Raw genomic sequence first — 20401 nt, forward strand, 5'->3', positions numbered from 1 at the left:
GTCAAGCCGATGCGCCCCTGGGCGGGACCCGGCCGCGGCCTATTACGCCCAGATCGAACAGGGCACCGCAGACCCTCATCACCGCGTAGCCTGGATGCATCGGCCGGGAGCGCACCGACGACGCGACCCCGAGCCCAGGAGGTTATTGATGTTCGAGAGATTCACCGATCGCGCCCGCCGGGTGGTTGTGCTCGCCCAGGAAGAGGCGAAGATGCTCAACCACAACTACATCGGCACGGAGCACATCCTGCTCGGTCTCATCCACGAGGGCGAGGGTGTCGCAGCCAAAGCGCTCGAGCAGCTCGAGATCTCGCTCGACGCCGTGCGCGCGCAGGTGACCGACATCATCGGCACCGGCCAGCAGCCGCCGCAGGGGCACATCCCCTTCACGCCGCGGGCCAAGAAGGTGCTCGAGCTGAGCCTGCGCGAGGCGCTGCAGCTCGGCCACAACTACATCGGCACGGAGCACATCCTGCTCGGCCTCATCCGCGAGGGCGAGGGCGTCGCCGCCCAGGTGCTCGTGAAGCTCGGCGCCGATCTCAACCGCGTGCGCCAGACCGTGATCCAGCTGCTCTCCGGCTACCAGGCCGGCAAGGAGAGCGCGACCGTGGGCGCACCCGAGCAGCAGAGCGACGCCAAGGGTTCGCAGGTGCTCGACCAGTTCGGCCGCAACCTCACCCAGGCCGCCCGCGAGGGCAAGCTCGATCCGGTGATCGGCCGCGAGAAGGAGGTCGAGCGGGTCATGCAGATCCTCTCGCGCCGCTCGAAGAACAACCCCGTGCTGATCGGCGAGCCCGGCGTCGGCAAGACCGCCGTCGTCGAGGGCCTCGCGCAGGCGATCGTCAAGGGCGAGGTGCCCGAGACGCTGAAGGACAAGCAGGTCTACATGCTCGACCTGGGGTCGATGATCGCGGGCAGCCGGTACCGCGGCGACTTCGAGGAGCGCCTGAAGAAGGTCACCAAGGAGATCCGCAACCGCGGCGACATCATCATCTTCATCGACGAGATCCACACCCTCGTGGGCGCCGGCGCCGCCGAAGGCGCGATCGACGCGGCCAACATCCTCAAGCCGATGCTGGCCCGCGGCGAGCTGCAGACGGTCGGCGCGACCACGCTCGACGAGTTCCGCAAGCACTTCGAGAAGGACGCGGCGCTCGAGCGCCGCTTCCAGTCGATCATGGTGAACGAGCCCTCGCTGCCGCACTCGATCAACATCCTGAAGGGCCTGCGCGACCGCTACGAGGCGCACCACAAGGTGTCGATCACCGACGGCGCGATCGTCGCCGCGGTGAACCTCGCCGACCGCTACGTGCAAAATCGCGCCGAAAAGNTGGGGCGGCGCGAAAAGTCGTTCGAAAACTGCGCCTCTCGATCCTGTCGAGCCCGCCGGAGCTGCGCGAGTTCGACGAGAAGATCGCGGTCGTGCGCGCCGACAAGGAGCAGGCGATCGAGGCCCAGGACTTCGAGGCCGCCGCGAACAAGCGCGACGAGGAGAAGAAGCTCATCGCCGAGCGGCTGCGGCTCGAGAAGCAGTGGCGCTCGGGTGACGTGGCCACCCAGGCCGAGGTCGACGAGGGCCTGATCGCCGAGGTGCTCGCGCAGGCCACCGGCATCCCCGTGTTCAAGCTCACCGAGGAGGAGACCTCCCGGCTGCGCTTCATGGAGGAAGCCCTGCACCAGCGCGTCATCGGTCAGAACGAGGCCATATCGGCGCTCGCGAAGACGATCCGCCGCCAGCGCGCGGGTCTCAAGGATCCGAAGCGCCCCTCGGGCTCGTTCATCTTCGCCGGCCCCACCGGCGTCGGCAAGACCGAGCTCGCCAAGGCGCTCGCCGAGTTCCTGTTCGACGACGAGGACGCGCTGATCTCGCTCGACATGTCGGAGTACGGAGAGAAGCACACGGTGTCGCGCCTGTTCGGCGCTCCTCCCGGCTTCGTCGGCTTCGAGGAGGGCGGCCAGCTCACCGAGAAGGTGCGCCGCCGGCCGTTCTCGGTCGTGCTCTTCGACGAGATCGAGAAGGCCCACCCCGACATCTTCAACTCGCTGCTGCAGATCCTCGAGGAGGGTCGCCTCACCGACGGCCAGGGCCGCGTCATCGACTTCAAGAACACGGTCATCATCATGACGACCAACCTGGGGTCGAGCGCGATCGCGGGCGGCCCGGTCGGCTTCCAGATCGAGGGCGACACGTCGGTCGGCTACGACATGATGAAGGGCAAGGTCAACGAGGAGCTGAAGAAGCACTTCAAGCCCGAGTTCCTGAACCGCGTCGACGACACGATCGTGTTCCCGCAGCTCACCAAGGCCGAGCTGCTGCAGATCGTCGACCTCTTCGTGAAGCAGCTGAAGGATCGCCTGCTCGACCGCGACATGCACATCGAGGTCGCCCCGGCGGCCCGCGAGCGCCTCGCCGAGATCGGCTACGACCCGACACTCGGCGCGCGGCCGCTGCGCCGCGCGATGCAGCGAGAGATCGAGGATCGCCTCTCCGAGCGCATCCTCGGCGCGGAGCTGCTGGCCGGCGACCTCGTGAAGGTCGGCTTCGAAGACGGCGAGTTCACGTTCGAGACCGACCGCAACTCGGAGAAGGCCCACGGAGACGCCTCGGCGTCGTCGGCCGCGGCGGTGGCCTCGACAGCCGCGACGCCCGGCACCGCCGAGTAGGCCTCTCGTCGCACCCGTGAAGGGCCCGCTGCCTCTGCAGCGGGCCCTTCACGCGTTCCGGGGCGGGGCGTCGCGGCGTTCGCACCGTGAGGTGTGCCGTCGCGAGGGGGTGCTCCCTCTAAGCTGGTGGGATGACCGAGCCCGCAGAGATCCGCATCCGCAGCGCGCGCACCGATGACGTGCCGCGCATCGTCGCGCTGATGGAGCCGCTCGTGGTGCGACGAATCCTGCTGGGCAAGGACCTGGTCGACCTGTACGCCGCCGTGCCCGAGTTCCTGGTGGCCACTGATGACGCGGACCGGGTCATCGGCTACGGCGCGGTGCACGTGATGTGGGAGCGGCTCGGCGAGGTGCGCACGCTCGGGGTGTCGGAAGACTGGCTCGGGCGCGGCGTCGGCCACCGGCTGCTCGAGGCGCTCGAACTGCGCGCCCGCGAACTCGGCCTCGCCCAGCTGTTCTGCCTGACGTTCGAGACCGCCTTCTTCGGGCGGCACGGCTTCGAAGAGGTGAGCGAGAACGCCGAGCTGGTCGCGGCCGACGTCTACGCCGAGCTGCTGCGCTCGAGCGACGAGGGCGTGGCCGAGTTCCTCGACCTCGCGCGCGTGAAACCCAACACACTGGGCAACACGCGCATGCTGAAGCGGCTCTGACGCCGTTTCGCGGTTACGCTGACGCTATGTCGACGCTGCGCAACCCGGTGGGTCCGAAGGACCGGAAGGTCTACATCCGGCGCCGCATCCTCGTGCTCGCGGGTCTGCTGGCCGTCATCGCCGTCGTGGTGCTCGTGTTCGTGAAGCCGGGCTCGAGCGGCAGCGCGCAGGACGCCCGAGAGGTCGAGGTTCCGAGCGACCTGGCGGCAGCCGAGGCCGACGACGCCGACGATGACGTGCCGGCGTGCAATCCCGCGCAGCTGCAGGTCGCACCGATCACCGACAAGACCGACTACGCCGAGGGCGAGCTGCCGCAGTTCGCGCTGACGGTCGAGAACACCGGCCAGGAGGCCTGCTCCGCCGACCTCGGCACGGCGGGCATGGAGTTCGCCGTGACGAGCGGCGACGACCAGGTGTGGCGCTCGATCGACTGCCAGCAGAACCCCGAGCACCTCGCGGTGATCCTCGACCCCGGCGCCCCGCTCGAGACCGAGCCCGTGGTGTGGGACCGCACGCGGTCCAGCCCCGAGACCTGCGAGATCACACGGGACCCCGTCGCGGCCGGAGGCGCCTCGTACCACCTGAGCGTCGCCGCGGCGGGCGCGCAGGGGGCGGGCACGGCGCAGTTCCTGCTTTACTAGGGACGGCCGCTTCGGCGCGAGCGGCTCTATCCGCTCAAGCGGGGAGGACCACGACGCCCCGGTACGCGGGAGCACCCCAGCGGGTCACCCGGTCCACGGAGGGCAGCGGCAGCGGCAGCGCGTAGGTGTCGACCCAGGTCTCTCCGTTCGGATAGTGGATCCAGGGATCCGAGAGGATGATCACGTCGTTGTCGTCGCTGTCGTGGACGACGTCGGCGGCCAGCACCCAGTGGGGTGTGGGGTCGGCGATGAGCTCGGTGAGATCGATGAGCAGGAGCACCTGCGCGCCGTCCTGCACGAGCCGGGCGATCTCCTCGACCTCGATCCAGCGGCGCTCGATCGGCAGCCCCAGCTCCTCGGCTCGACGCAGCGCCTGGTGCTGCAGGTCGATGCGCAGCGCTCGATCGGCGTCGTTCTCGAATTCTTCGAGCAGCACCGGTTCCGTCGTGCTGAGCACGACTCGTGGCAGCTCGGGGAGCACCCCGGTCTCGGCCGTCTCAACGGCCAGACCGACCGGCTCGCAGGCCGGGAGATTCGTGATGCGGCGCCAGAAGGAGATCTCCGCGGTGCGGTTCGCCGCGAGATCGCTCGGGCTGAAACCGTCGCGTCCGCGCGATTCGAGCGCCATGAGCGACGAGACCGCTCCGCACGTGACCTCCGTGGTCTGCCCGTAGTAGGGGGCGAGGCGCGTAGGGCGCTCGCCGAGCCAGTGCGACCAGGCGGCCACCTCCGCGGGGTCTCCCGCGCGCGTGCTGGGCACCGACGGAACGGGCTTCGGCGCCGAGGTGAATCCCAGCGCGGAGAGCGCCTCGCGCTGCCCGCCCGTGAGCGGCGCGAGCGCGCGCTGCTCCTCGAAGTGCACGACAACCGGTTGCGGTCGCGTCTCGCCGACGGGCGGTGCATCGAAGCGCGCGGCGCCCACGAGCTCGCGCCACACGCGCTCCGAGGGGGCCACGACATCGACGATCTTGCGGTAGGCGGTGAACGGGCGCCCGGCGGTGAGCGCGGCGCCGAGCACGCTGCCGTCGGCATCCGTCCAGAGGAGTGTGCGGGGCGCCCAGAGTTCGCGCTCGACCTCCCACAGAGCGAGCCTGGCCTGAGGGAGCCCCGCGCGCAGCGACGAGGGGAGCTCGGCGCCGCTGCGCGCCTCGATCGAGTGGCTGGTGCGGTCGTCGGCGTTCATCGCAGTCCTTCCGGGTGTCGGGGATCGTCGGGTGCACGCATGCTGTCGTGACGGGCCGCCGCCACGAGCATGCGGGTGTAGTCGTGCTGCGGATCCCGCAGCACCCGCTCGGTGGCGCCGCGCTCGACGATCTCACCGCCGCGCATCACGACGACGCGGTCGGCGATGCGCCCCACCACGCCGAGATCGTGAGTGATGAAGAGGATCGCGAGCTCGAGTTCGTCGCGCAGCCGGGTGAGGAGGGCGAGGATCTGGGCCTGCACCGAGACGTCGAGGGCGGACACGCTCTCGTCGCAGATCAGCACCTCGGGGTTCGGGGCGAGGGCCCGCGCGATGGCGACGCGCTGCCGCTGGCCGCCCGACAACTGCGAGGGGCGCCGGGCCGCGAAGCCGGGATCGAGCTCGACGAGCTCGAGCAGCTCGGCCGCGGTGCGGTCGCGCCTGGATCCAGCGCGGACGGCCTCCTCGAGCGTCTGCCCGATCGTGAACGAGGGATTGAGCGTGGAGTACGGATCCTGGAAAACGATCTGGATCTCGTCGGGGCGCCGGCCTCGGCGCCCCGGAGGAAGCGGCCTGCCGCGCAGCGTGACCTCGCCGCTGTCGGGGATCTCGAGGCCCGCGATGGAGCGCGCGAGCGTCGACTTGCCCGAACCCGATTCGCCCACGATCGCGAGGACCTCGCCGGGCGCGACATCGATGTCGGCGTTCGTCAGCGCCGATGTCGCGCCGAAGGACTTCGAGATGCCGGTCGCGGTGAGCGCCGGCGCCGCGGAGAGCGATCGGGGCGGGGTCGCATCGCCGAGGGAAGGGTTGGCAGCGATCAGGGCGCGCGTGTACTCGTGCTGCGGATCGCGGATCACCCGCTCGATCTCGCCGCGCTCGACGACCTCGCCGTCGCGCATGACCAGAATGCTGTCGGCGCGACCCTCGACCACCCCGAGGTCGTGGCTGATGAGGATCAGGCTCATGCTGCGGGTCTCCTGCAGAGAGCGCAGCAGATCGAGGACCTCCCCCTGCGTGCTCGCGTCGAGCGCCGTGGTCGGTTCGTCGGCGATGAGCAGCTCGGGTTCGGCCGCGAGCGCTGCCGCTACGGCGACGCGCTGCCGCATCCCGCCGGAGAGCTCCGAGGGGTACTGTCGGGCGACGCGCGGCGGCAGCTGCACCTCGGCGAGCCGCCGCTCGACCTCCGCGCGCAGACGCTCGCGATCGGGGGCGACTCTCTCCGCCCGCAGTCGAGCTTCGACGGTCAGGGCGATCTGCCGTCCGCACCGCATCACCGGGCTGAGGCTCGTGAAGGGATCCTGCAGCAGCAGGACCGCTCGACGCCCGCGCACCTGCCGCCAGGTGTCGGCGGACGCCGCGGCGACGTCGTAGTCGAAACCGTCCATGGCGACCCGCCCCGTCGCCCTGATCCCGCGCGGCAGCAGGCCCGTGATGGCGCGCGCCGTCAGCGACTTGCCCGATCCCGATTCGCCGATGATGGCGAGCGTCTCGCCCGGCGCGACCTGCAGATCGAGCGGCGCGACGATTCGCCGGGTGGAGCTCGCCACCTCCAGCTCTGAGACGCGCACGCCCGAGCCCGCAGCCCCGTTCACTGGATCCCCCGTTCGCGCAGGCGGTCCCCGAGGTGGTCCCCGAGCACGTTGATCGCCATCGCGACCGCCACGATGAGGATCGCGGGGGCGACCATCATCGCGGGATTGTCGCCGACGATCCCGCGCCCGTCGGTGATCTGCCTGCCCCAGTCCGCGGTGCCTGGCGCGACCCCGATGCCCAGGAACGACAGGGACGAGAGCGTCACGAGCGCGATGGCGAGGTTGAGCATGAAATTGGTCATGATGAGAGGCCAGATGTTCGGCACGATGTGGCGGTACATGATGCGCGCCGGCGAGAGCGACAGCATCTGGGCCGCCTCGACATAGGGGCGCGGCGCCTGCTCGATCACACCGGCGCGGATGATGCGGATATCGGAGGGTGCGAAGAGCGCGATGAGCATCGCGACGGTCACCCAGTAGCCGGCGCCGAAGATTCCCGCGACCACGAGGGCGACCAGCATGACCGGCAGCGAGAGCAGGATGTCGACGAGGCGCCCCGTCGTCCAGTCGATCGGGCCGCGGAGGTACCCGGCGAGCGTGCCGATGAGGATCGCCGCGACCATCGATCCCGTCGCGATGACGAGCGGGCCGGCCAGCGCCGAGCCCGTACCTGCGAGCGTGAGGAGCAGCACGTCGCGGCCGAGCTCGTCGGTGCCGAGGAAGTGCCCGGGGGAGCCGGGCGGGAGCAGTGCGTCGAGGATGCTCTGCTTCGAGGCGGGTCCGGTCAGTAGCGGAGAGATCGCGGCCGTGGCGGCGGCGAGCGCCAGCAGGACGGCGGAGAGGGTCGTGCTCCAGCTACGGGGGCGTCGGGGCGTCGAGCGCACGCTGTCGGTGAGGGAGATCTGGGGGGTGCGCATGCTCATGATGTCAGCTCCCGAGTGCGAACGCGCGGATCGAGCAGCAGGTAGCTCAGGTCGACGAGGATCGTGATCACCGCGATCGCGGCTGCGACGAGCAGGGTGATGGCCTGCACCACGGGGAAGTCCTTGAACAGCACGGCCTGCTGGAGCAGTTGCCCGATGCCCGGGAGCGCGAACACCGTCTCCACGATGATGGTGCCGCCGATGATGAACGTCAGGATGAGGCCCGCGCTCGTCACGATCGGGATGAGGGCGCTGCGGAGGGCGATTCGGCGGATCCGGTTCTCGGAGATGCCGCGAGACCTCGCGAAGACCACGGCGTCGCTCTCGAGTTCGCGCAGCACGGCTGCGCGGGTCATCCGCATGAGGATCGCGCCGATCCCCATCGCCAGCACCGCGGAGGGCAGGATGAGGTGCCAGAGCCGATCGAGACCGCCGGTGCCGGGGCCGTATGCGGGGAAGACGGGCACGAGGATCGCGAACAGCGTGATCGCGAGGATCGCCAGTGCGAAGCTGGGCGCCGAGAGGCCGAGCAAGGAGGCCGCGCTCGCCGCACGGTCGAGAGCGGTACCGCTGCGGGCCGCGCTGAGGATGCCGAGGGGGATCGCGGTGACGAGGGCGAACAGGAACGAGAGACCGATGAGGAGGCCCGTCACCTCGATGCGGCTCGCGATGACCTCGAGGACCGGCTGCTGCAGGCGTATCGACGTGCCGAAGTCGCCGCGCACGGCCGAGAGCAGCCAGTCGAGGTAGCGGGTGATGAACGGATCGTCGAGCCGGTACTGAGCGCTGATCGTCGCCACCGTCTCCGGGGAGACCGGGCGGTTGCCGAGCAGATTCTTCACGATGTCGCCAGGCGCGAGATAGAGCAGCGCGAAGGTCAGGAACGAGATCACGAGGAGGATGACGAGCACGCTCGCGATCCTGAGTGCCAGCATGCCGGCGAGGCGCTCGCCCAGCGCGCGCCGCCGTCTGAACCGATCGGTCACGACACCACCTTTCCGACTCCGGGGCGGCGAGGCGCCCCCGAACCCCTCTGTCCTCGTCTACTCGGCTTCGGCCGCGAAGAGCTGCGCGCCCCAGACACCGGTGAAGGTGAAGGGGCTGTAGTCGCGCACGCCGATCTCATTGGAGAAGGCCGTCACCGACTTGCCCCACCAGATCGGGGCGTTCACGACCTCCTCCGCGTTCAGCGTTTCGAGTTCGAGCAGCTTCTCGGCACGTTCGACGGGGTCGGTGAGGGCGTTGGCCTCTGAGATGAGAGTCGCGGCCTCATCGCTCTCGAAACCGTTCGGGTTGGCGGGGCCGACGAGATAGCTGTTCACCTCGGCCGGGTCGCCGGTGGTCGAGAAGTACCACATGAATCCGAGGCCGTGCTCCCCGTCACCGATCGTCGCGAGCCACTCCTCGATCGGTACTTCTCGCACCGAGACGTCGATCCCGATCTCCCCGAGGTTCTCGGCGATCGCCTGTGCGGCGATGCCGATCTGGGGGCCGGTGTTCGGGTAGGTGAGCTCGGTCTCGAGGCCCTCGGCCTCGGTTCCCGAGATGAGCTTCTTCGCGGCTTCGAGGTCGAACTCGTGCTGGGGAATGCTCGCGAGGGCCTCCCGCGCCGCGTCGCCGTCGTAGGCCGCGACGAGCGACTCGGGGGTCATGATCGCGGAGGCCGGCTCGCCGTAGCCGCGCAGCAGCTTCTCGGCGATGACGTCCCGGTCGATGCTCTGCGCGATCGCGGTGCGCACGTCGATGTCGTCGAAGGGCTCCACGTTCTGGTCGAACAGCAGACCGAGGTAGGAGAGGTCGTTCATCGACTCGACGCGCATGTCGTCGAGCTTGAGCCACTCGTCGGCCTGGTTGATCGGCACGTTGAACGCGATGTCGATGTCGCCCCCCTGCGCCGCCGCCAGGCGGGTGCTGGCGTCCGGGATGAAGTTGACACGGATCGACTTCGCCTTGGGAATGCCGCCCCACCACGTGTCCACGCGCTCGAGCAGCACGTGGGAGTCGGGCTGGAACTCGGTCACCCGGTAGGGGCCGGTGCCCATGAGCAGGGAACTGCTCGTGCCGATGCTGCCCTCGTGCTGCTCCCAGAAGGCCTGCTGCGTGACGACCAGGGCCCCCGCGTTCGACAGGTTCACCAGGAAGGTCGCGTCCGGCGTCTGCGTGCTGATCGTGATCTCGTCGTCGCCGGTCTGCTGGACGGAGTCGATGTTCGCGAGGTAGAACGAGATGCCGGGTGAGGCCTCCGCGTCCTGGGCGCGCTCGATGCTGAAGATGACGTCCGCCGGGGTGACGGGGTCGCCGTTCTGGAACTTGGCGTCCTCGCGGAGGGTGAAGACGTAGGTGAGCTCGTCGGGGGTCTCCCAGGTCTCGGCGAGCGCAGGCACGATCTGACCGTCGGCGTCCTGGCCGACGAGGCCCTCCTGAACCGTCGCGGCGAGGTTGTAGTTGAGGATGCCGCTCTCCTGGCCGATGTAGAGATTCGCGAGCGAGCCGGGGAAGGCGACGGTGACCTGGTCGATCTCCTCGCCGGTATCGACGAGCGTGACATCGGGGGACTCCGAGGGCTGTGCGTCGCCGCCGGCGCAGCCGACGAGCGCGAGCGAGGCGACGAGTGCGGCCGCGGCACCCAGCAGGAGCTTCTTCCGGAACCGGGGAGTGGTGATCTGCATGGGTCGCTCCTTCGCGTATTCTGCGGTGACGGCCTGCAGCTCGGCGCGCGGCGGAGCGGGCGTCGCAGAGAGCCGTCTCGAGACCGCTGCTCGAGCCGCGGCCGTTGCCGCAAGCGTAGTACAGCCGGGGCGGGCGAGAACGGCTCTGTTACAGAGTGCTGCAGCGGCGAGCGCGATGATCGGCGCCGGGCATCCCGGCCGGAGCCCGGAGGCCTCGCGCGAGGGAAGGGATCCCGGCGCGGCGCCGGCTCGGAGACCGTGCAGGACGGGGGCTCTCCCGCTCTCGTCGCCCCCCAATGAAAACGCAGAGCACCCCAGCCGAATCGAACAGCTGCGACGTTCTCGCGCCGCATACGATGAGCTGGACACGGCGGCTGAGCGCCGCGCGGTGCACACTCGGAAGGGAGCGGAGAGCGCATGCCGTTCACAGCGGACCAGCATGAGGAGACGATCCTCGGGGATATCGGCCGCTCGCTCGCTGAGATGGAGTTCGAGCATCCTCCGGCCGTCACGGCTGCGCTCCGAACCGCACTCGAATCGGGCCCCGTGGGGTACCTGGACGACGAGGAGATCCTGCGGATGCAGAGCGCGGTGGGAGACTGGCTCGCCGCCTCGTACGGGTGGCGCCCGGCGGCCGAGACGATCCGCCCCGTTCCGGACCTGGTCACCGGGTTCCGCGCGATCCTCACCCACTTCGTTCCCGAGGGCGTGCCCGTCATCGTGCCCACGCCGGGATACATGCCGTTCCTCTCGGTGCCGCCGAGCATCAACCGCCCCGCGATCGAAGTGCCGATGATCGAGGACGGCGCGCACTGGCGATACGACTTCGCCGGGATCCGTGCGGCGTTCGCCGGCGGAGCCCGACTTCTCGTGCTCTGCAATCCTCACAATCCGATCGGCAAAGTCGCTGCCGATGAGGAGCTGCGCGAGATCGAGCGCATCGTCGCCGAGTTCGACGGGCTCGTGTTCGCCGACGAGATACACGCCCCGCTCGTGCTCGGCGAGCGGCCCCACGTCGTCTACGCGGCTCGCTCGGAACGCGCCGCCGCGCACACGATCACGGCGACCTCGGCGTCGAAGGCGTTCAACATCCCGGGCACCAAGTGCGGCCAGCTCGTGTTCACGAATCCCGATCATCTGCGGCACTGGCGGCGCGTGGCGCACTGGCACGAGCACGCCACCTCGGTGCTCGGCGTGATCGCCACCGAGGCCGCCTATGCCCGGGGCCGCGCGTGGCTCGACGAGATCGTCGAGGATCTGCGCGAGACGCTGCGGGAGGCGGTGGCCGCGCTGCACGCGTCCGCCGGACGGACCGGCATCGGGGTGATCGAGCCCGAGGCCACCTACCTGCTCTGGCTCGACCTGCGAGACAGCGGACTGCTGCGCGACGACGTCTCGGCCGCCCGCGCCGTGTACGACGCCACCCGGATCCGCGTGACCGACGGAGCGGACTGCGGGAGGGCCGGAGCAGGATTCGTGCGGTTCAACGCGGCGCTGCCGCGCCCCCGGGTGCGCGCCGCGATGGAACGTCTCATCCGGGCCGCGGAGGCGGACGGCCCCGGCCGTGGAGCCGCCGGCGCGCACGGGGTAGGCTGACGACCGTGGAGCGGAGCGAGGCGGGAGCGGAGCACGTGGAGCGGACGCGGGTCGCCCCGTACCTGCCTGAAGCCGGGGCCGTGACGGTGTTCTCAGCGGTGTGGTGCGGCCACTGCTCCAGGCTGAAGGCCGCGCTCTCGCGCACGGGGGTGCCGTTCCGAGAGGTGCTCATCGAGGAGGATCCGGAGGCGGAACGCATCGCGATCGAGGCCAACGGAGGCGACTGGCTCATTCCCACGCTGCTCTTCTCGGACGGCTCCGCGCTGGTGAACCCGGCGCCCGCGGAGGTGGTCGCGCGCCTCGCGCTCCTCGAGGACGGCGAGTGACATGAGGGGGACCCTCTCGGCTCGGGACCGGTCGGCCCGCAGCGCTCATCGGGGGTCCGCATGAGCTCGGAGATCGATCCCCGAGCGTTGATGTCCTTCCGCGCGGTGGCCGAGCACGGCTCGTTCGCGGGCGCTGCGCGGGCTCTCGGCTGGACTCAGCCCGCCCTCAGCGGGCAGGTGAGCCGGCTCGAGGAGAGCCTGCGGGTCGCGCTGGTCATCCGCACGGTGAAGGGGATCCAGCTGACCGAGGCGGGGAAGCGGCTGCTGCACCACGCCGAGATCATCGACGGGCACCTCGCGCGCGCCGCGCGCGAGGTCGAGGATCTCATCGACGGCGGTACGCGCACCGTCCGCGTCATCGCCTTCCCCTCGGCGTGCACGAGCATCGTCGCGCCTGCGATGTCCGAGCTCAGCGCTCGTCCGGGCAGTGGAGAGGTATCGCTCGAACTCGAGCAGCAGGAGCCGTTCGCGGTGCCCGAGCTGCTCCGGCGCGGGGCGGCGGACATCGCGCTCGTGTTCCGGTACGACGAGGAGGAGCCGATCGATCGATACGGCGAGTTCGATGCGCTGTCGGCCGGCTGGGATCCGCTTCAGCTCATCGTGTCGCAGCGGCGAGGCTCTGGTGCCGCGCACGCGTCGCGTCGTCTTGCCGCGCACTCCCGCGACAAGTGGGTGGCCGGATGCCCGAGCTGCCGCCAGCATTTCCTGCGGATCGCGGAACGGGAGGGGGTCGCCCCGGATATCCGGCACGCCACCGACGACTACATGGTGGTGCAGGAGCTGGTCGCTCGTGACATGGGGGTCTCGGTGGTGCCGCGGCTCAGTCTCATCAGCTATCGGCACCCCGGGATCCGGGCCTACGGGCTCGGTGAGCGGGACGGGAGGCAGCTCACCATTCTGATGGCCAAGGGCGAGAGCCGCGCCGAGGTGCTCGACGTCGTCGACTCGCTGCAGTGGGCCGCCGGGCGGGTGCTCGACCCGGTGCCGGGGGACGACGACGCCGGAGTGTGAAGGGCCCCGCTGCTCGGGCGGCGCCGGGGCCGCTGCGCGCGATGCGGCGCGGCTTCTCACAATTCGGTGAACGGTGCTGCAGAACCGGATGAAATGGGGTTATGGTGAGGCATGGACAAGAAAAGGGTTTCTGAGACCGGCATTCGGGTGGAGATCCCGCAGGGCACCGACGAAGCCGTCGCCGTCGACGAGCTCGTCGACGACTTCCTGCACGGCGATGTCCGCGGCGCGCTGCACGCGCTCCACGAGCCCCACGAGGCGGCGGGCGGGCCGGAGGCCGAAGCGGCCCTGTGAGGCCTCACCTCTCCATGTTCTCGAGCCGCAGCGCCAGCCACAGCTCGGCGCGGTCGTCGGCGTCGGCGAGTGAGCGCGCCGTGAGGCGCTCGATGCGCGCGAGGCGATCGCGCAGCGTGTTGCGGTGGATGCCGAGCGCCGCGGCCGCCGGCCCCCGCTGACCGTCGGCCTCGAAGACGGCGCGCAGCGTCTCGCGCAGCAGCTCGCGGTCGGCCTCGCCGAGCTGCGGATCGTGGAGCGAGAGCGGGCCGAGTACGCGCACGCTCAGCACGCGCCGAGGATCGATCGCGCCGGCTGGCAGCGCGGAGGCCTCCGCAGTGGGGAGCGCCGCCGGACCCGCGCCGCCCATGCCCAGCAGCGCCTCGAGCAGCGGCGTGTCGCGATCGGCCCACAGCGTCTGCGGCACCCGCGGCGCCGTGTAGAGGGGAGCGGTGGTGGAGAGCGCGCGCAGGCGGGCGGCGGCGGATCGGCGGCTCAGCGGGATCTCGCCGAGGCGCGCGGGGCGGCCGACGACCGCGTCGAGGTCGTGGCTCGCCGCGACGGCGAGGGACTGCTCGAGGGCGATCTCGGAGTCGGTGCAGAGCTGCCAGGCGAGCGCGAGCCCTGGTGCGCCGGTGTGCCCGGCGGCGGGGCTGATGAGCCGGTCGAGGCCGCTGCGGGGCCGCCGACGCCAGGCGGCGACGTCTTCGGCGCGCCCCTGCACCGCGATCGCGCGCACGCGCGACGGCAGCTCGAGCGAGGGCGCGAGGATCGCGACGGACGACGGCGACCCGGTGCCCTCGAGCAGCGTCGACGTGAGCCGCTCCCAGCGCTCACGCTCGCGGGTCTCCTCGGCGCTGTCGCCGCGCAGGCTCAGGCTCAGCACCATCGAGCCGGCTGCGATGACGGCGTGCCCCTCCGGGGTGAGGGGCGAGTTCCCGGCGACCGCGAGTCGCAGCGACGACTCCCGGTCGAGCGCGATGTGCTCGGTGCCCCCGGATTCGTTCGCCGCGGCGAATCCGGCGGTCGCCGCGAGCACCGCGCCGTCGGAGGCGACGAGTGCGAGCTGTCTGCCGGTGGCCTGCGCGACGCTCGCGAGCACCTCGGCGGGGCGCTGGCCGCCCCTGGCGCCGTCGAGCAGCCGCTGCTGAGCCTGCAGCGCTCCGCGAGCGGCGCGCAGCTCATCGGCCCGGATGAGCGCGGCGATGGCCTTGCTCACGGCGATGAAGGGCACGGGGAGGGGGATCTCGAAGAGTGCGACGCGGTACATGCTCGCCGCGGCGATGAGAGGCTGCGGCACGCGGTCGTGATTGACGCCGATGCCGAAGCCGATCGCCGCGACCTGCGCCCGGCTGAGGCTCGCCACGAAGTCGCGCCAGCGGGGATCGTCGGGCGCTAGCGCGAGCCCCGTGGTCATGATGATCTCGCCGCCCTCGAGATAGCTGCTGAGGTCGAGCAGCTCGGTGATGGAGCTCCAGCTGATCTCGGGATCGCCGGGGCCCGCCTGGATGAGCCGCAGGCCCAGATCGGGCATCGCGAGCAGCTGGGAGAGGGTGGCCATGGGGCGATTCTTGCACAAGGGAGAGCGCGAAGGCTATGCAAGGATGCGGCGAGCCCCGAGGGCTCCGATCCATAGACTGGCGATGTGAACGACGATACGCGCACCGAACCGATCCAGAGCGGAGACCCCGCCGGCGCAGCCGCTGCACCGCAGGGGGCCGCGGCCGAGGGCGGCCCCCGCGGAGCCCTCGCCGGGATCCGAGTCGCAGACTTCTCCCGCGTGCTCGCCGGGCCGCACGCGACCATGATCCTCGCCGACCTCGGCGCCGACGTCATCAAGATCGAGAGCCCCGAGGGCGACGGCACCCGGCAGTGGCGGCCCCCCGTCAACGCCGTCGGGCAGAGCACCTACTTCGCGGGTGTCAACCGCGGCAAGCGCTCGGTGGTGTGCGACCTGCGCGACCCCGAGGGCATCGCCCGCGCCACCGAGCTCGCCCGCACGGCCGACGTGGTCATCGAGAACTTCAAACCCGGCACCATGGAGAAGTTCGGCCTCGGCTACGACGCCGTCTCGGCCGAGAACCCCGGAGTGGTCTACTGCTCGATCTCGGGCTTCGGAGACGCGGCCGGGCGCGACCTGCCGGGTTACGACCTGCTCGTGCAGGCCGTCGGCGGGCTCATGAGCATCACCGGCCAGAGCGACGAGGCCGGCGGCGAGCCCACCAAGGTGGGCGTCGCGCTCGTCGACATCCTCACCGGCCTCAACTCGGTCATCGGCATCCAGGCCGCCCTGCGCGCACGCGACGGCGCAGCCGACCACCCCGGCACCGGCCGCGGCCAGCACGTCAAGGTCACCCTGCTCGGCTCGCTGCTCTCGGCTCTCGCCAACCAGGCCTCATCGACCCTCGAGACCGGCGTCTCGCCCGGGCGCATGGGCAACGCCCACCCCTCGATCTCGCCCTACGAGACCCTCGACGCCGCCGACCAGGCCATCGCCCTCGCGGTCGGCACCGACGGCCAGTTCGCCCGCCTCTGCGAGGTGCTCGGCGTCCCCGAGCTCGCCGCCGACCCGCGCTACGCGAGCAACCCCGAGCGAGTCGCGCACCGCGCCGAGCTGCGCACCGCGCTCGAGGCGCCCCTGCGCACCCGCCCCGCCGCCGAGTGGATCGAGGCCTTCACCGCCGCGAACATCCCGGCCGGGCGCGTGAACAGCATCGCCCAGGCGCTCGAACTCGCCGACTCGCTCGGCCTCGACCCCGTCGCCGAGACCGTCGCGACCGGCCCCGACGGCGAGCGGCACGTGCTGCGCTCCGTCGCCACGCCGATCCTGCTCTCCGACACTCCCGCCCGCTACGAGACCCCGCCGCCCGCAGTGGGCGAGCACCAGACCGCCGACTGGCTGCCGCGCTAGGCCCGATCCCGAATCCTCCCCCCTGAGCAAAGGACCCACCATGACCACCACCATCGACCAGCTGTTCAACGTCTCCGACTTCGTCACCGAAGAAGAGCGCGACTGGCAGCTGCGCGCCCGCGAGTTCGCTCAGACGCGCATCCGCCCCATCATCGACCAGGCCTTCGAAGACCGCCGTCTTCCCGTCGAGCTGCTGCCCGAGGTGGGCGAGTTCGGCGCCTTCGGCATGTACATGAACGGCTACGGCCTCAAGGGCGCGTCGTCGGTGGCCTACGGCCTCGTGGCGATGGAGTTCGAGGCGGTCGACTCCGGCTTCCGCACCGCGCTGTCGGTGCAGGGCTCGCTCGCGATGGGCGCCATCTACAAGTTCGGCTCGGAGGAGCAGAAGCAGCAGTGGCTGCCCGCCATGGGCCGCGGCGAGGCCGTCGGCTTCTTCGGGCTCACCGAGCCCCAGGGCGGATCCGACCCCAACACCATGCTCACCACCGCCCGTCGCGAGGGCGACGAGTGGGTGCTCAACGGCAAGAAGCGCTGGATCGGGCTGGCCACCATCGCCCAGGTCGGCGTGATCTGGGCGAAGGACGAGGAGGGCATCGTGCGCGGCTTCGTCGTGCCGACCGACACCCCCGGCTTCACGGCGACCGCCATCGAGAACAAGCTCTCCATGCGGGCCTCGCTGCAGACCGAGATCGAGCTGACCGACGTGCGGCTGCCCGCCGACGCGATCCTGCCGGGCTCGAAGGGCCTCTCGTCGCCGTTCAAGTGCCTCAACGAGGCGCGCTACGGCATCGCCTGGGGCGTCATGGGCGCCGCCCGCTCCTGCCTGGAAGCGGCCGTGACGCGCTCGCAGGAGCGCGAGGTGTTCGGCACCCCCATCGGTGGCAAGCAGATCATCCAGGCGAAGCTCGCCGACATGTTCGTCGAGTACGAGAAGGGGCTGCTGCTCGCGCTGCACCTCGGCCGTCTGAAGGACGCCGGCAACCTGACGTACGGCCAGATCTCGGTCGGCAAGCTCAACAACGTGCGCGAGGCGATCAAGATCGCCGGCACCGCGCGCGCCATCCTCGGCGGCGACGGCATCACGAGCGACTTCCCCGTGATGCGCCACATGGCCAACCTGGAGTCGGTGCGCACCTACGAGGGCACCGACGAGGTGCACCAGCTGGTGATCGGCCGCGAGCTGACCGGCATCGCCGCCTTCTGAGGCGCCAGGGGCTGGCGGCGGCAGGTCCCCCAGCGGCCAGGGGTCAGCGAGGGGCGCCAGCGGCCGGCGCCGGCGAATGCCGCCGCCAATAATTCTATTTGATATAGAGTTATTGTCATGTTGATCCGCATCGACGAGGCGAGCGAGCGCCCCATCTACGCCCAGATCGCCGACTCCGTGCGCGCTGACGTGGCGAGCGGGCGCATCGGCCCCGGCGGTCCCCTGCCGCCCGCCCGCGAGGTCGCGACGGGGCTCGGCATCAACGTGCACACGGTGCTGCGCGCCTATCAGCAGCTGCGCGACGAGGGGCTGATCGATCTCAAACGGAGGCGCGGTGCCGTGGTGACGCCCGCAGCCGCGGGGCTCGCGGAGCTGCAGGGAGAGGTGCGTGCGCTCGTCGACCGCGCCGCGCAGTTGGGCGTCGGCCCCGCTCTGCTCGCAGCGCTCGTCGCCGAGACGCCGGCCGATCCGCAACCGCCCCTCGGCATCGCGCCGCGCGAGGCCGCCGCATGAGCGAGCGGCACCTGCGCGCGGTCGGCGCCGACGAGTCCGGCGGTGCGGCAGACGAGCCCTTCGGCGGCGCCGAGGCGCCCGAGCTCGCTCTGCTGACACCGCAGCAGCGCAGCGAGTTGCGCCGGGCGAAGCGCGCGGCGCTGTGGGCGGGGTTGATCCTGCCGCTCGTGGTCGTCGTCGCCGCGACGGCAGTGCTGCTCGCGTGGTCGGGGCGGCTGCCGGATCCCGTCGCCAGGCACTGGTCGGGCGATGAACCGGACGGATTCAGCAGCCAGACCGCGAACCTGCTGACCTACCTCGGCCTCGGGGGCGGCATGGCGGTGCTCTTCGGGCTCATCGGGCTGCTCGGCGCGGGACAGTCGACGCAGGCGGTCTGGTCGGTGATGAACCGCATCATGGCCGCGGCGTCGCTGACCATCGTCACCTCGATCATGGTGATGGCCGTGCTCACCGCGCGCCTGCAGCTCGACCTCTCGGACGCGAGAGACGCGCCAGACCCGGGGGCGGCCCCCGGCCTCAGCTTCGCGGTGGGGATCGCGCTCGGGGTGCTCGCGTTCTTCGTGCAGCCGAGAGTGCGCATCGACGCCCCGCCCGGCGACGAGCCGCCGAGGCTCGAGCTGGGGGAGACGGAGCGAGCGGTCTGGACGGGAGAGGTGAGACCCACGCGGGTGTTCGGGTGGGCGATGTTCGGAACGATCGCCGCGATGGCCGCGGGAGGCCTCTCGGTGTGGCTCGCCGAGGGTGTCGGCATCGCGCTCTGGATCATGCTCGGCGCCCTGCTGCTGGTGGTCGTGCTGCTCACGACCCACCTCTGGTTCCGGGTGAGAGCGGACCGCGACGGGATCGAGGTCCGCTCCCTGCTCGGATGGCCCGCCTTCCGCGCACCGATCGGAGATATCGCACGGGTCGAGGTGCGCGAGATCGCTCCCTTCGCGGAGTGGGGCGGCTGGGGCACCCGCTGGATACCGGGGCGGGGCGTCGGCATCGTCATGCGCACCGGTGAGGGCCTCGTGGTGACTCGACGGGACGGCCGTCTTCTCGCGCTCACAGTCGACGACGCCGCCACCGCGGCCGCGCTGCTCTCCGCCGCGCTGCGGCGCAACGGCGAAGAGCCGAGCGGCGATGCAGCCGCAGACGACACGCACGACACGCACGACAACACGGAGGAGAGGCGGTCATGAGCGACGCGATGAATGAGGCGGCCGAACGGGGCTTGGGCGCGACGATCGGCGCCGCGAGCGCCGCCGATCCCGGCGCGATGGGCGGGGCGGGGCGCGAGGCCGGCCCCGTCGCGAGCATCGGCGGCCCCGCAGCGGCGAGCCCGGTCCGCCCCGATCGGCTCGCCCGCGTGCCGTGGGGGCCGGTCGCCGTCTTCGTCGCGCTGGCCTTCGGCCTGGCCTGGCTCGTGGCGCTGCCGCTCTGGCTCATGGACCTCGAGAGCTCGGCGGCGCAGCTGGTGTTCCCCATCACGGCCTCGGCGATGATGTTCACCCCGGCCATCGCGGCGGTCGTGACGATGTTCGCGACACGCACCCCTCGGGGGGAGCGCCTGCGCTTCCTCGGAATGTGGCCCCTGCGACCCGCCAAGCGGGTGGTCGGCATGATGCTGCTCGCGCTCTTCGCCCCCCTCGCGGTCTTCGCCCTGGCGACCGCGGTGGCCGTGCTGTTCGGGTGGGTGCGGCTCGATCTCGTGCACTTCTCGGGTTTCGTCGAGGCGAACACCGCCGCGCTGCCCGAGGGGGTGGACCCGGGGATCATGCCGCAGCCCGGCCTGCTCATCGCGATCAACCTCGCGCTGTTCCCGATCCTCGCGGTGATCCCCAACTCGATCGTCGGCTTCGGCGAGGAGCTGGGCTGGCGCGGCTGGCTGCTGCCCGCGCTGCGACCGCTGGGCCTGTGGCCCTCGCTGCTGCTGAGCGGTGCGATCTGGGGGCTGTGGCACGCGCCGCTCACCCTCCTCGGGCACAACTACGGCCTGTTCGACTGGCGCGGCGTCGCCCTGATGACGCTCAACTGCACGATCTCGGGCGTGGTCTTCGGGTGGCTGCGCCTGCGATCGGGCTCGGTGTGGCCGGCGGCGATCGGGCACGGGGCGTTCAACGGCACCGGCGGGATGATCGTGTGGTTCATGGCCGCGGGCCAGCTGGAGACGTTCGACACCGCGCTCGCGAGCGTCGCGGGAGTGGCGGGCTGGATCGTGTTCGCCGGCATCATCGCGGTGCTCGCGCTCACGGGGCAGCTGAAGCGGGAGCCGGAGCTCGCGCCGCGCAGGTGATGAGCGGTCGAGCGTCCGAGCGCCCTC

General features: G+C 70.9%; 17 protein-coding genes and 1 pseudogene. 12 read left to right on the plus strand and 6 right to left on the minus strand.

Annotated features, from left to right (window positions below):
* Window positions 1-148: 148 nt before the first annotated feature.
* The 3 genes and pseudogenes from H490_RS18750 to H490_RS18760 all read left to right on the plus strand — a co-directional run bounded on the left by H490_RS18750 (window position 149) and on the right by H490_RS18760 (window position 3955).
* Window positions 149-2664, plus strand: a pseudogene (locus H490_RS18750) (ATP-dependent Clp protease ATP-binding subunit).
* A 131-nt stretch (window positions 2665-2795) separates the two neighbouring features.
* A complete protein-coding gene (locus H490_RS18755) occupies window positions 2796-3314 on the plus strand; it encodes an amino-acid N-acetyltransferase (protein ID WP_017882942.1) in 519 nt (172 codons plus the stop codon).
* A gap of 26 nt (window positions 3315-3340) precedes the next feature.
* On the plus strand, window positions 3341-3955 hold the full coding sequence (locus H490_RS18760) for a hypothetical protein (protein WP_017882943.1): 615 nt from the start codon (window positions 3341-3343) through the stop codon (window positions 3953-3955).
* Between the two features lie 34 nt (window positions 3956-3989).
* Here H490_RS18760 and H490_RS18765 read toward each other — a convergent pair whose 3' ends face one another.
* From H490_RS18765 to H490_RS18785, 5 genes are read right to left on the minus strand one after another with little or no spacing between them, the layout of a single operon-like run.
* Window positions 3990-5138, minus strand: a complete 1149-nt coding sequence (locus H490_RS18765; RefSeq protein ID WP_017882944.1) for a peptidase C39 family protein — start codon at window positions 5136-5138, stop codon at window positions 3990-3992.
* On the minus strand, window positions 5135-6733 hold the full coding sequence (locus H490_RS18770; RefSeq protein WP_017882945.1) for an ATP-binding cassette domain-containing protein: 1599 nt from the start codon (window positions 6731-6733) through the stop codon (window positions 5135-5137). The genes H490_RS18765 and H490_RS18770 overlap by 4 nt, the downstream gene beginning before the upstream one ends.
* Window positions 6730-7596, minus strand: coding sequence for an ABC transporter permease (locus H490_RS18775; RefSeq protein ID WP_017882946.1), 867 nt, complete (start codon window positions 7594-7596; stop codon window positions 6730-6732). Before H490_RS18775 ends, H490_RS18770 begins: the two co-directional genes overlap by 4 nt.
* Window positions 7593-8582 carry an ABC transporter permease gene (locus H490_RS18780; protein WP_017882947.1) on the minus strand — a complete coding sequence of 330 codons (990 nt, stop codon included), beginning with the start codon at window positions 8580-8582 and terminating at the stop codon, window positions 7593-7595. The genes H490_RS18775 and H490_RS18780 overlap by 4 nt, the downstream gene beginning before the upstream one ends.
* A 57-nt stretch (window positions 8583-8639) precedes the next feature.
* The gene (locus tag H490_RS18785) at window positions 8640-10265 is read right to left on the minus strand and encodes an ABC transporter substrate-binding protein (RefSeq protein ID WP_017882948.1); all 1626 of its coding nucleotides are present in this window, start codon (window positions 10263-10265) and stop codon (window positions 8640-8642) included.
* A gap of 417 nt (window positions 10266-10682) precedes the next feature.
* Here H490_RS18785 and H490_RS18790 point away from each other — a divergent pair, with 417 nt between their 5' ends.
* The 4 genes from H490_RS18790 to H490_RS31935 all read left to right on the plus strand — a co-directional run bounded on the left by H490_RS18790 (window position 10683) and on the right by H490_RS31935 (window position 13492).
* Complete coding sequence (locus H490_RS18790) at window positions 10683-11861, plus strand: MalY/PatB family protein (RefSeq protein ID WP_017882949.1); 1179 nt, start codon at window positions 10683-10685, stop codon at window positions 11859-11861.
* A 5-nt stretch (window positions 11862-11866) separates the two neighbouring features.
* Window positions 11867-12187, plus strand: coding sequence for a glutaredoxin domain-containing protein (locus H490_RS18795; protein WP_017882950.1), 321 nt, complete (start codon window positions 11867-11869; stop codon window positions 12185-12187).
* Window positions 12188-12247: 60 nt separating this feature from the next.
* The gene (locus tag H490_RS0115500) at window positions 12248-13198 is read left to right on the plus strand and encodes a LysR family transcriptional regulator (protein WP_081611582.1); all 951 of its coding nucleotides are present in this window, start codon (window positions 12248-12250) and stop codon (window positions 13196-13198) included.
* Between the two features lie 111 nt (window positions 13199-13309).
* Entirely contained in the window at window positions 13310-13492 is a 183-nt protein-coding gene (locus H490_RS31935) for a hypothetical protein (protein WP_128386317.1), read from the plus strand.
* A 4-nt stretch (window positions 13493-13496) separates the two neighbouring features.
* Here the strand turns inward: H490_RS31935 and H490_RS18800 are convergent, their stop codons facing one another.
* Window positions 13497-15032, minus strand: coding sequence for a PucR family transcriptional regulator (locus H490_RS18800; protein ID WP_017882953.1), 1536 nt, complete (start codon window positions 15030-15032; stop codon window positions 13497-13499).
* Between the two features lie 84 nt (window positions 15033-15116).
* On the opposite strand from H490_RS18800, the gene H490_RS18805 reads away from it, so the two are divergent.
* The 5 genes from H490_RS18805 to H490_RS18825 all read left to right on the plus strand — a co-directional run bounded on the left by H490_RS18805 (window position 15117) and on the right by H490_RS18825 (window position 20374).
* The gene (locus H490_RS18805) at window positions 15117-16382 is read left to right on the plus strand and encodes a CaiB/BaiF CoA transferase family protein (protein WP_017882954.1); all 1266 of its coding nucleotides are present in this window, start codon (window positions 15117-15119) and stop codon (window positions 16380-16382) included.
* 40 nt (window positions 16383-16422) lie between these two features.
* Window positions 16423-17586 carry an acyl-CoA dehydrogenase family protein gene (locus H490_RS18810; RefSeq protein WP_017882955.1) on the plus strand — a complete coding sequence of 388 codons (1164 nt, stop codon included), beginning with the start codon at window positions 16423-16425 and terminating at the stop codon, window positions 17584-17586.
* A gap of 117 nt (window positions 17587-17703) precedes the next feature.
* On the plus strand, window positions 17704-18099 hold the full coding sequence (locus H490_RS18815; RefSeq protein WP_017882956.1) for a GntR family transcriptional regulator: 396 nt from the start codon (window positions 17704-17706) through the stop codon (window positions 18097-18099).
* The gene (locus H490_RS18820) at window positions 18096-19280 is read left to right on the plus strand and encodes a hypothetical protein (RefSeq protein ID WP_017882957.1); all 1185 of its coding nucleotides are present in this window, start codon (window positions 18096-18098) and stop codon (window positions 19278-19280) included. The genes H490_RS18815 and H490_RS18820 overlap by 4 nt, the downstream gene beginning before the upstream one ends.
* Window positions 19277-20374: a CPBP family intramembrane glutamic endopeptidase gene (locus tag H490_RS18825; protein WP_017882958.1), complete on the plus strand. Its 1098-nt coding sequence runs from the start codon at window positions 19277-19279 to the stop codon at window positions 20372-20374. Before H490_RS18820 ends, H490_RS18825 begins: the two co-directional genes overlap by 4 nt.
* Window positions 20375-20401: the final 27 nt, after the last annotated feature.

Origin of the sequence: Leucobacter sp. UCD-THU (genome assembly GCF_000349545.1) — a bacterium.
Lineage (GTDB): Bacteria > Actinomycetota > Actinomycetes > Actinomycetales > Microbacteriaceae > Leucobacter > Leucobacter muris.